The sequence below is a fragment of the Mesorhizobium sp. M1403 genome (assembly GCF_040317695.1).
GTDB lineage: Bacteria > Pseudomonadota > Alphaproteobacteria > Rhizobiales > Rhizobiaceae > Mesorhizobium.
In genome coordinates this window covers 354,700-367,002 of the sequence record NZ_JAMYKY010000003.1, presented here as the reverse complement: position 1 = coordinate 367,002, position 12,303 = coordinate 354,700, and the positions used below count along the sequence as shown (strand labels likewise).

Annotated in this window: 4 protein-coding genes; all 4 read right to left on the bottom strand. The window is 62.0% G+C overall.

The window, feature by feature from the left end; genetic code table 11:
- Positions 1-54: 54 nt before the first annotated feature.
- The 4 genes from NKH01_RS09325 to NKH01_RS09310 all read right to left on the bottom strand — a co-directional run bounded on the left by NKH01_RS09325 (position 55) and on the right by NKH01_RS09310 (position 12,285).
- Positions 55-678 carry an ABC transporter ATP-binding protein gene (locus NKH01_RS09325; RefSeq protein ID WP_352715402.1) on the bottom strand — a complete coding sequence of 208 codons (624 nt, stop codon included), beginning with the start codon at positions 676-678 and terminating at the stop codon, positions 55-57.
- 101 nt (positions 679-779) lie between these two features.
- Positions 780-1,928: an ABC transporter permease gene (locus NKH01_RS09320; protein ID WP_352858854.1), complete on the bottom strand. Its 1,149-nt coding sequence runs from the start codon at positions 1,926-1,928 to the stop codon at positions 780-782.
- On the bottom strand, positions 1,925-3,061 hold the full coding sequence (locus NKH01_RS09315; protein WP_352642738.1) for an efflux RND transporter periplasmic adaptor subunit: 1,137 nt from the start codon (positions 3,059-3,061) through the stop codon (positions 1,925-1,927). Before NKH01_RS09315 ends, NKH01_RS09320 begins: the two co-directional genes overlap by 4 nt.
- A gap of 56 nt (positions 3,062-3,117) precedes the next feature.
- Complete coding sequence (locus NKH01_RS09310) at positions 3,118-12,285, bottom strand: SDR family NAD(P)-dependent oxidoreductase (protein WP_353019999.1); 9,168 nt, start codon at positions 12,283-12,285, stop codon at positions 3,118-3,120.
- Positions 12,286-12,303: the final 18 nt, after the last annotated feature.

Here is a 12,303-nt window from a genome sequence, read left to right as displayed (position 1 = left end):
GCCGGATCATTGAAGCCGGCTCTGTACCGCGCCTTGGCCCACGCCGCCCGTTGATTAATGCCGTTCAGCCATCAAGCCAAAGGGAGACGGCGCTCGTTCCCGCCCATCCTCGAGCTCGAGCATCGAATCGAAATAAGTTTTCCAGCGCGTATCGTGAGTCACAACGCAGATCGCGACATTGCGGCTGTCCGCCAGATGCCTGAAAACCTTCATCACCATCTCCGCCCGTGTACCATCCAGTGCGGCGGTAGGTTCGTCGGCCAGAATAACGGTGGGATCGTTTGCCAAGGCCCTGGCGATTGAAACGCGCTGCTGCTCGCCGCCGGAAAGTTGGGAAGGATAATTGGAGCCGCGATGTTCAATGCCCAATGCGGCGAGAAGCCGGCTGGCTCGCGCCTGCGCCTGCTGGCGACCGACATCGTTGACCTGCATGGCGATGGCAATGTTTTCGGCGGCCGTGAGAAAGGGGATCAAGTTCGCTTTCTGGAACACAAACCCAAGATGGCTCCGCCTGAAGGCTCGTAGCTCGTTGAGCTTCGCACCGGGACGCGAAATCACCTTGCCGTCGAACAGGACCTCTCCCGTGGTCGGTGTCTCCAGCAGACCGGCGATCATCAGCAGCGTCGTCTTGCCGGAGCCGCTGGGCCCGACGATGCCGGTAACGCTGCCGGGGCTCAAGGTCAGCGAACCTGCCGCCAGCGCGGTGACCGGCGAGCCCCCGCTCTGGTAGACCTTGCTGGCGTTCCGAACCTCCAGCGTGGCGAGGCGGCGCTTCGACATCAGGCCAACACTTCCTGGGCACGGACCGCGAGCGCGCGACGAATCGCAAACCAGCTGGCCGCAAGGCTGAGTGCCATCAGCACGAACGACAACACGCCAAGATCGGATTCGGTGATCAGCACAGTTCTTGGAAACCTCGGATAGATCGTAAACGAGATGGCTATGGCCAGAACGAGGCTGCAAAAGCCGATCAACCCCGCCTGCTGCGCAATCATGCCGATGATCACCCGGTCACGCGCGCCGATCAGCTTCAGAAGTGCTATCTGCGCGACCTTCTCGATCGTCATCGTATAGATGGTCAGTGCTATGACGGCGCAGCAGATCAGCAGCGTCATCGTCGTGAAAGCCAGGATCTGGACGCGGAGCTTGCCGAGGCGGCCGTCCAGTAGAAGCGTTTCCTGGTCCTGCTGCGTGAGGACCTCGACGTCGCCCCAGCGTTTGATCGAGTCACGCACGACCTCCTTGTCCGCGCCCGGGAGAGTTTCGACGATGACGGCAGCGACACTTCCGGTCTCGTCGCCGAGACCCATGCGCGTCTTGCCCTTGGCCGCACGGTTGAGGAGGATCGCCTCGCTGGGCAGCAGTTGGTTGATGACCTGCGCGTCCGGGATGGTGACGAACAACAATCCGTCGCCACCCATGTCGACCTGCCCGGTCGACACGCCGACAATCGTATAGCTATCTCGTCCAAGCCGGATCTCGTCACCCACAACCAGGCCGAGAGTCTTGTCGGCGATGGCCTCATAGCGATTTGATTGGAAGTACCGGCCGGCGATCAACGGTATCCAGCTGCCACTGTCGCTTGGATAGTCCACACCAGTGACCGACATGCGCAGCGGAAGCCCGTCAATTTCGAACTGCTGGTTGTATTGGATGAACCGCCGCGTTGCCGCCACACCGGCCACACCGGCCACGCGGCGATCGAGATTGGCCGGAACGGCGGAAGATTCGGCGAACGGTCCGGACTTTCCCCCTTCGACGACCCAGAGGTCGGCACCAATGCCGTCGATCACGATCAAGGCTTCGTAGACGATGCCGCGATACATGCCCAGCATGCCGATCGTCGCCGCCATCAGCAGGCCGACGCCGAAAACGGTCAGGATGAACCTCAGCAGGTTATGCCTGATATCTTTGACCGCGAGATTCACCTGCCCAATGCCTGGAGGTTAACCGCCTGGTACTGGAAGCGGCCTGTCGGACTGAGCACGACATCACCTACCTTTAGGCCGCGCGTGATCTCGATATCGGTGCCGCTGGAGTAGCCCAGTGAAACAGGAGCCCAATAGGCCCGCCCGTCATGTGCAATCCATAGACCCACCCGTCCCTGGTTTCTCGCCAGGAACCGCTGTGGCACCGCAATGCCTGGTGACGGCGATTCCGCTTGGATGGTGACGCTTGCACGCTGACCCACAGCCCAGTTCGCCGGCACCTCACGCAATTTAAGATCGACCGTAAACTCGCGGGTCTCTTGATCGACCTGCCGGCCGATCCGCGCAATGGAAGCAGCGTAGGGTCGTTGCGGATCCGATGAGAAGGTGACTTTGGCTACTTGCCCCGGCCGAAGCGACCCCATTGCGGATTCGTCGAAGCGTGCCATGACCAGCAATGACGTCGGGTCGACAATCTGCATCAGTTCGACGCCCGGAGAAAGCAGGTCCCCCACCGTGCGGCTGCGGGAAACCACCACCCCGTTGACAGGCGAGCGTATGGAGGTTTCGCCGAAACGGCTTCGTATCTGCTCGACCTCGGCGGAGGCGGCCGCGACCTGGGCCTTTGCGCGCTCGATGCTAGCGGTCGCTCGCGCCAATGCGGCCTCGGCTTGCTTCTGGGTACCTTCGAAGAGGTCGAACTCGGCCTGAGAAATCGATTTGCTGGCGAGCAGGCTCTTCCTGCGATCCAGATCTGCCTTTGCAGTACGGGCGGCGATAGCCAGCCGGTCACGCTCCAATTCGGCCTCGCGCACGCTCTCCGCCGCAGCCCGGTCGTTGGCGACCGCGGCGGCAAGCTGATACTCGATTTCAGTCGCGTTTAGCGTGGCGAGGATATCGCCGGTCTTCACCTCGTCATTCCGGTCGACGCGAACGTCGGCCAGGAATGCCTGGATCCGTGCCGTCACGATGACCTGGTTGGTTGCACCAAGGAGGCCGGGTCCGGCGATTTCACGCGCGATCAGCCTTCGCTGGGCGACATAGGACTCCACCTGAGCAGGCCAGATATACCAACCAGAAAAGAGCCCGACTGCCGCCAGAACGGCAAACAAAATTAAGATGAAGCGAATCACGTATCTTTACCTGCACCGGCTTCCACCGGCCCCGCTGATCCTGGATCGACGCATCGCTATATCGCCGCCTGCTCGGCGGCGTCGACCGCCGGTTGCCCGGCCAACAGCCGTTCGATGACTTCCCTTAGGATATCTTCTGCTTCCGCATGGTCATAGCCTAATTGGTCGAATATCAAGGTCAGACCGAGACCGTTCGCGGTCGGAAAGGTACGCAGATCCATCTCGCTGGTACGTGGTTTTTCTCGTCGCATGTCAGGCAGGGGCGTCACTTTGAACATGCCGAGATCAAGCTCGCCACTGGCATGGGCCCTTTGAAGCGGGGCCGACTGCGTGGCGCGTGTCCATCTGTCGACTGTTTGGGTGCCGGCGACGAAGAGGGAGGTATAGGACCCCTTGGCCACGACATCGTCATGCACGTCTCCGAAGTAGTTCGAATCCATGAAGGGCGCGAAATGGATAGCCTCTTCGATCCCTTCTCCGAGCGAACCGGCTAACGCTTCGATCGTCTCGAACCGCGACAGCCGCACGCGCACGGGCACGTCCGAGGCGACGAAATTGACATAGTTCTCCAGCCGCCGGTCGTGGCGCAAGGCTGCTGGAACCTGCATCACCATGTCGTCCACGCCGCCGCGCGCCCCGATGGTCTGCGCAAAGGCCGCGATGATCATGGCCGTTTCCGTCGTGCCGGCTGCCCTGGCACGCTTGCGCAGCGCATCCTGCTGGTCGCTGGCTATCGAGAGCGTCACGTCCTCGCTGAGGCTGCAATCGATCAGATTGACATTCGTCCGCCAGCCTTTCGCCTTGCGCCCGAGATTGGGAACCTGCGGCAAGGGCTCGACGAATACCTTGCGCAGGAATGCGTCGCGCCGCTCGAACGAACCGGGTTTTCCGACATGGTCGAAATCCCGGATGAACCGGTCGATACTCATTTCCACCGGATCAAGAGGCAGCCCGAGATAAGCCTTGACTGTCTCCTCGACGATGAGGCCGAGGGAATAGCCGTCAACGACGAGATGATGTGCCTTGGCGACGATAAGGTCGCTCTCGGAGCCGAACCGGATGATCGTGACACGGAACATCGGCGCCTCGATATCTATGCCTTCCTGCGCGAGTTCGGTTGCGCGCTCCATCGCTTCGGCCTCGTCGGCGACTTGCTCGACCCTGAAGAAATCGGTCGGCGTCCTTTCCAGATACGCGCCGTATCTAGCCCCCTTGCGGAAGAACCGGGTACGCATCACCTCGTGGCGCGCCATGACCGTTTCGATCGCTCGTCTGAGACGATCGGCGTCCATCTGCGGCCGGATCTTGAACTCCTTGCTTACAATGAATGCGGCACGCGCATGCGAAGTCGCGTCTGGATGTTCCTGGAAACGCAGTAACCCCAGTTGTGTGCTGGTCACAGCAATCTCTCTTTCGACGTTGGGCACGCCGTCGAGCGGCGAGCGCTCGACGTCCTGGCTTCCACTCGGCTGACCAGACCACTCGCGCAGCCTCCAGCCCGTTGCGGTGGGCAGCAGGCGGCCTGACGTTTCGAACTCGGAGGAAAGCTCGTCCAGAAACTGATCGAGTAGCAACCGCGCTGTTGCTTCTTCGACGACGTCGAGATCCACGCTCAGCCGGCAGACAACACCGGCGTCGCTTGCCGCTGCGGACAATTGAATCTCGTGCGCGGATGCGGGGATCGCATCGAGAGGATGGTCCAAGGCGGCGAGCGCCGTAACTTGGCTGCCGTCGAGAAAAGCGAAGCCGAATTGGCGCAGCGAAACATGGCGGATGCGCAGATCCTCTTCGAGCGCCAGTTCCAGGGACGACGTATCCATTGACCGATGCGCGTGGCCGTTTGCGTCGGCACGCTCGACCTTCCTCAGCAGATCGTAATCGAGTTCATTCATGGCTCGCAGGACAATCGGATAGGACCCATCCAAGGGGCCTATCAATCCGCTTGGTGCTCCCTCCCCGCGCTCGCTATACCAGCGGTCGACGACGATTGATTGGAGCGAGAGGCGGTTTGCCAAGGCCTTGGCATAGGCGGTCAGAAAGCGCGCGGCCGGCAACTCCGATCTCGACGCGAATGCTGCTGCGGGAAGCGTAATTTCCAGCAACCCGACACGGCCCCTGTTCGTTCCCATACCGGCGGGAGACGAGGCACGACTGCGGCCGGGGATCGGTGTGATCGCAGGCGCGTGGTGAAGGATCTCCTTCCAGTAGGCGAAATCGCGACGATACTCGCTCGATCCGGGCACTGGATGAACTGCGCGCGCATAGTCGGCAAAACTAGGCGCTGCTTCGACCGCTTCCGCTTCGTCTTGCACAAGCTGCGCGAGCAAAAGGTGAACCGACAACATGTCGGCAGCCGCGCGATGAGCCCGGATTTGCAGGTCGTGACCGCCATCCTGCCGCTGCCACGCGCCGATCCGCCATAGCGGACCAGGCAGTGCCACATCGCCCAAACGACCGCCCGGCGAAAGCACTTCAACAACAGGTTGAGCCTCGAAGCCGATCTCTACGGCGCCGGACGCCGATATCGCACCCGTCATCCGGAGCGCATCGTGTCTCTCGACCAGTCGCGCCAATCTTGTCGCAAGCGCAGCCAGCGACACGCCGGGCTCAATACTCGTCTCGACCAGGATCTGATTGTCGGCCTTTGCGACGGCCGACGACATCGGCCGTCCATCCAGCATCATCGCATCGACCTGGCGGCCCAGAGGCCGGAAGGCTTCCTGCGCTGTAACGCCATCGGAACTCGATTGTGCGGCCAGGACCTGCAAGGCGGACGCCTTCAGCTTCGCCTCGAAAGCGGAAGCGACGAGGCGCGACAGTCCCGCGATCGTCGGCGCTTGCAGGAACTTGGCGACAGGGATGTCGACTTCGACCTGAGCCTCGACGCGGTTTTTCAGCTCGAATGATGAGAGGGAGTCGAGACCTAGCTCACTGAGCTTGCGGTCATCCGCCAAGGCGCTTGCCTCGACCTTGAGGACTTTCGCCACTTCGCGCCGGATCATGTCGGCGAGCAGGTCGTCCCACGCCTCGCGTGGCGCGGCTGCAAGCTCGGCCTGAATGCGAGAGCGCCCTCCGGTTCTGTCTCCAAGCAGCGGCGAAATCCTCGGATTCGTCGCTGCGCCGGGGTTCGTGCGCGCGATCGCAGCCCAGTCGATATTGGCAAAGCCGAGATTCTCCGATCTGGCGCGCACGAGATAGGACAGGGCCGCCGCCGCTTCAGAATCCTGAACCGGCTTGATGCCGACACTATCGAGATAGTTGGTCATTGCTTCCGACCTGGCAACGAATCCACTGCCGGCGATCATGCCCCAAGCGGTCGACGAGCCGGCCAGGTTGCGACCCCTGCGGTACGTAGCGATTGCGTTCAAAACAGAGTTGGCCGCTGTGTAGTTGGCCTGCCCAGACGAACCGATAACCTGCGCGATCGAAGAGAAATTCACGAAGAAATCCAGTGGGATATCGTGTTCGACGACGGCGACATGCAAGTTCCACCCGCCGGCTATCTTCGGCCTCAGCACGCGGTCGATCTTGCCTGCATCGAGCTGCGAGACGAAAGCGTCCTCGATCACCGCGGCGCCATGCACGATGCCGCGCAGAGGAGCGTCACCCCCAGCATATTCGCCGATCAGCCTGGCAACGGCGGTAGCATCGGTCACGTCCAGCGCCGCGCGAACGATGCGCGTGCCGCGTTGCTCCATGATCTCGATAGCCACAGCCGCTTCGGCATCTGGAACACCGCTTCGATTGGCAAGGATGATAGTCCCCGCGCCTTTCTGACTGAGCCAATCGGCGATCGCAACGCCAAAGCCTTTGAGCCCACCCGTGACGAGGTAGGAGGCCCGAGCGGAGACGGCGAACTGTGCGCCGAGGTCAAGTTCGATGTCCACGGAAGGTTCGTCGAAAGTGACGATCACCTTGCCGATGTGCAGCGCTCGCGAAAGCATGCGCATGGCTTCCGCCGTGCGCGATGCCGGGAAGCGAGTCGCCTCCAGCGGCTTGTAGACGCCGGCGGCAACCTTTGCCTCGACCTCCGCCAGCAATTGCCTGAAGAGGCTCTCCCTCTCCACGGGGAGCGTCGAGAGGTCGATGACCGAATAGGCGTTGTTGCGATAAAGCGAGCGAAGCCCGATCGGCTTGTCGTCGGCGAGATCGCGCTTGCCGATTTCGACCATCCGGCCGAAGGGCGCCAGGCACTCCAGGCTCTTGTCGATGCCGTTGCCAGACAGCGCGTTCAGCACCACGTCCACGCCGCGGCCACGCGTCAGGGACCGCACCTCGTCGGCGAAATCGAGAGCGCGCGAATTCATGACCTCGTCCACGCCCCATTTCTTCAGGAAGGCGCGTTTTGTGTCGCTACCTGCAGTGCCGAAGACTCGAGCCCCCACATCATGCGCGACCTGGATGGCGGCGAGGCCGACACCACCCGAAGCCAGATGGATCAGCGCGATTTCGTCCTGTGCCAATCGGCCGATATGTTTGAGTGCGTAGTGAGCGGTAAGGAACGCTGTCGGGAGGGTCGCGGCCTCGATCAGATCGATGCCGTCGGGTACGCGCATGGCGAGATCCGCCCGGAGCTTGGCGAAGCGCCTGAGGTAGCCCTTGCCCATACCCATGATGCGATCGCCGGGCTTGAGGTTGGTCACCCGTTCGCCGACCCTGCGGACGGTGCCGGCGAACTCCAGCCCGAGATTGCGCCAATATGCCTCGTCACTCTCCAACTCGTCCGGCAAGATGCTGGTGGCCGCCATAATGTCGCGGAAGTTCAGTCCGACCGCGGCGACCTCGACCATGACCTCGTCCGAAGCCAATTCGGGATCAGCGATTTCGCGCAGTACGATGTTGTCGATGGTACCAGGCCCCGTCATGGTGACGGCGAAGTTGGAAGAATCCCGCGCCGTCTCCAGCGTCCGCCGCAACGGCGACACTTCGTGCAAAGCCAGCTGCTCCAACCGCGGGACGTAGCGTTCGGCGCCGCGCAGGACGAATTCCGTCTCTGCGGTTTCCTCCAGCACGGCACCTGAAATGCTCACCCCCGAGTGCAGCGATGTGGGATCCGCATCGATAAGACGGATGCCCAAACCTTTGAACTCGTTTGCCATTGTGCGAGCAATGCCGATTAAGGCGCTCTCACTCAGGCCTGAAAGGCTCATCGGCTGGTCACCTTGCACAAGCCGGCTGCCGGACGTGACGACAACCAGTTCGGGCCGCGGTTCGGACGAACTGTGCAGCCGGTCGATGACTTTTCCAAGCGTGATTAATTGGTGGACGATAGGCGTGATCCTGGCGAGAAGCTCGTCCCCGCCTGCTTTGTCGTCGAGTTTTTCGGGGGCGGCGGCGCTGAACAGGATGCCGCCTTTCCCACCCGATTTGGTCATGAATGCCCGGATCGTGGCGAGCGCTTCATCCGCATCGAGGTTCAGGAACGGCGCCGGGTTTGCGACCTCGACCGTCGCTCCACGGCTAACCAACTCAGCCAATGTCGTTTCGAGGCGCTGCGTTCCATCACCCACCACCAACCAGTGGGCGCAACGCAATGAGGGCGCTGCGGGTTTGGCTTCCTGCTTCTCGAAATGCTCCTCAAAAACACTGGAGCCCGAGCCGGCACCCTGCTTGGCCCTGCTGCCCCTGACCTTGCCCAGCGCCTTTGTCTGAAGGTTGTCGAGAACGATGAGCGGCTGCCCTTCCGGCGAGAATACGCTGAACCGCATTGAGTACGGGTCGAGACCCGGCCGGATGTCGACGATCACCTCGGGCGTCATCGGAGCGCCCAGCAGGATCTTGCGCGCGCCGGTTGGCAGGCGCAACTGATACTGGGCCTTGTCTTCATTAGCCGGCGGCAGCGATTCACCTGGAACCCACACGCCGTCTCGATGCGAAGCCAGGCCGATGCCGGCCTGGAGCACCGCGTCGAGCAATCCGGGGAAGGCGAAATACTGCTTCGACAAGTTGGGGTCCTTGCTCGACAGCCTGGCAACTAGGCGGTCGCCGACAATGTCGAGTGCGTTCACCGACTGGAAATAGGGACCGTATTCAAGCCCGTGCCGTTCGGCGAGACGGTAGAATTCCGTCTTTTCGACAAGGTTCGGGCGATCCAGCAGGAGGTCGGCGGGAGCTGGTGCAAGTTCATATTTGTGGCTGAAGCCATAAGCTTCGGCACGAGTCCTCCAGCCGTCGTCCGAACCCCGATGGAGCGTGGAGATGCGCAGCCTGCTACCGACCGGATCGAACGTCGTCGTAAACAATATGACGTCGTCCTCTGCGATGGAAAGCGCTTCGTACAGTTTGAAATCACGCAGCTCCACGGAGTCAGATCCGAAATGGTCGCGCAGCGCGGCCCCCATGATTTCGATGTAACCGACGGCCGGGAACAGGCAATCGCCGCTGACGCGATGGTCAGCCAGGAATTTGAAGCCTCTAAGCGTGATTTCGTTCGTCCAGGACGGCCCCGCGGTGAAGTCGCGCCATCCAAGCAGTGCGTGCCGGGGTGCCTCGAACAGGAAGCTCTTGGTTTCCTCGGATGTATTCAGCAGGCGCTGGTTGTTCCAGGGTAACTTGGGAACGGCCACGTGGCCACTCGACGATTTCGGCCGGTCGAATTCGACGCCGGCAACATGCAGGCTGCCCTCGGCCCGCGCCAGCGTCCAGAAATCGTCAGTTTTGCGATCGAGCGAGTTCACCGCGGCGGCGTCTGCGCCGCGCTCCTGCGAGATGCCTCGGATGAGCGGCGTTAGCGTGCGGTGCGGACCGATTTCCAGGAAAGTATTGATGCCGAAATCGAGGGTGAAATCCAATGCCTTGGTAAAGCTGACGGGTTGGCGCAAATTGGCCCACCAGTAGTCGGCGTCGAATTTCGTCTCGAATATGCCGGTGACGGTCGAGATGATCGGCAGACGGCCTTCTTTCCAGCCGACCGGACCCAGTTCGCCGAGGAACCATTCCTTGCAGTCTTCCAGATGCGCGCTGTGCCATCCGAAATCCATGGTCATCCGGCGGGCCGTCGCATCGGGATAGGCTTCCGCGACCTTGGCCAGTACGCCAAGCACCGCGTCTTCCATGCCGGAAATCGTTTGCGCGATCGGGCCGTTGTAGGCGGCAATGACGACGCTTTCGTCACCGGGGAGCAAAGGTTCGAGTTGCTGAACCGTCAGCCCTATCGTGGCCATTGCACCGCGCCGCTCGCTCTTCAGCGGTATGAGGCCGCGTTTGGCGATGATGCGAGCCGCCGTCTCGATATCGATGATACCTGAAACGTAAGTGGCCGCGACCTCGCCGAAGCTGTGGCCGATCAGAAGCTCAGGCCGTACGCCGGCCTTTATCCAGCGTTCGTAGAGGGATATCTGCGTAGTGAAGATGGATGCCTGGGTGACGTCGGCATCGTTGATGCGGGTCTTTTTCTCGTCCCGCAGCATCTCCTCGACGGTCGACCAGCCGACCATCGGACGCAGCACTTCGTCGAACATCTCGGCGGTTCGGCGAAACGCACGGTCTTCCTTCAACAGGCGGCGCGCCATGGCCCACCACTGGCCGCCCTGGCCCGAGAAGGCGATGGCGAGCCGACGGTTGGATGCCCTGCCGGTGATGATGGTTGGCCCTTCCGCGCTTTGCTCGATGGCTCCCTTAGCCAATGCGCGCAGTTGGGTCTGGAGCGCGGCGCGCTCCGGCTCGACGATGAGCGCAGCCCGTTGGGCGAAGTTATCGCGCGCGCTGCTCAAATGGGCGGTGATGTCTTCGACCGGCGTCTCCGCAAGGGAGCCTCCCTGCTCCAGCGCATCGGCTAGACGGCCGGCCCACAGTTCCAGTCCCGCCGTGCTGCCGGCCGAGATCGGGACGGCTATCGGATGGCCGGCTATCACCGGCCTTGGCGCACGGTTGGCGTTGGCGGACAACCCCCGCCATCCTTCCACGGCGATGGAGGCATTGGTACCGCCAAAGCCGAAGGAGTTGACGACGGCCAGGATCGGCCGGCCGTGGTGGTCGATCGGCGTCGGCTTCGTTGCCACAGCGATGTTGAGCGCGTCGAACGGAATGCTCGGATTCGGGCGCTCGAAATTCCGGTTCGGCAGCACGATGCCCTTTCCCGCCGTCAGCACCGTCTTGATGAAACCCGCAATGCCGGACGCCGATTCGAGGTGGCCGAGATTGGGCTTGAACGATCCGACATAGGCCGGTTTTGGGCGTGAATTCACACCGAATACGCGGCCGATAGCAGCCGCCTCGATTGGATCGCCGACCGGCGTGCCGGTTCCATGGGCCTCGACATAGTCGACATCGGCCGGATCGATGGAGGCGCCTTCCACCAGCGCCTCCAGCATCGCTTGCTGTGCTTCCCCGCTCGGAGACGTCAGGGTCGGCGTATACCCGTCCTGATTGACCATCGAATGACGGATCACGCCATAGATCCGGTCGCCGTCGGCAATTGCCCGGTCGAGAAGCTTCAGCAACACGAACCCGCAGCCTTCGCCGCGCACGAACCCGTCCGCCCTTTCGTCGAAGGTGTAGATACCGCCGGTCGGCGAGAGCATGTTGGCGCTGGAGAATGCGATGAACGGCCCTGGATCGAGCATGCAGTTGACGCCGCCGGCGAGCGCCGTTTCACAGGTGCCGGTGCTCAGGTGGCGCACTGCCTGGTCGATGGCAACGAGCGCCGACGAGCACGCCGTGTCGACGGCGATACTCGGCCCCTTCAGATCGAAACGGTGGGATATTCGGTTGGCCGCGATCGAGAACGCCGAACCGGTGCCGGCAAAGATGTCGCCGCCGCCAACACGTCCGCGGCGCAGGTTCTGCGCGAAATCGTTGGTCGAGATGCCGATGAACACGCCGGTGCGTCCACGGCGCAGATCGGCCAATGTGAGATCGGAATCCTGCACGGCCTCGAAGGCCACTTGCAACGCCAGGCGCTGCTGCGGGTCCATCGTTGTCACCTCGCGGGGCGACATGTCGAAGAAACTCGGGTCGAAGCCGAAAACGTCGCTGGCAAGAAAACCACCCCAGCGCGTCCGCATCTTTCCCCGGGCATCGGGCTCCGGATCATAGAAAGCATCGACATTCCAGCGATCTGCCGGGATATCGACGATGCCGCAGTTCTTCTCCAGGAGAAAGTTCCAATACGAGTCCGCGTCCTGGATCCCTCCGGGGAACCGACAGCCAATCCCGATAACTGCGATTGGCTGTGTTGACTCAATGACCTGCTGAGGGGCATCGCCCCCACGATGAATGTTCATGCCCAGACCCCCGCCTAG

Excerpts from the sequence above, each read along its gene's own strand:
- NKH01_RS09310 (WP_353019999.1), bottom strand. The coding sequence starts at position 12,285 with ATGAACATTCATCGTGGGGGCGATGCCCCTCAGCAGGTCATTGAGTCA.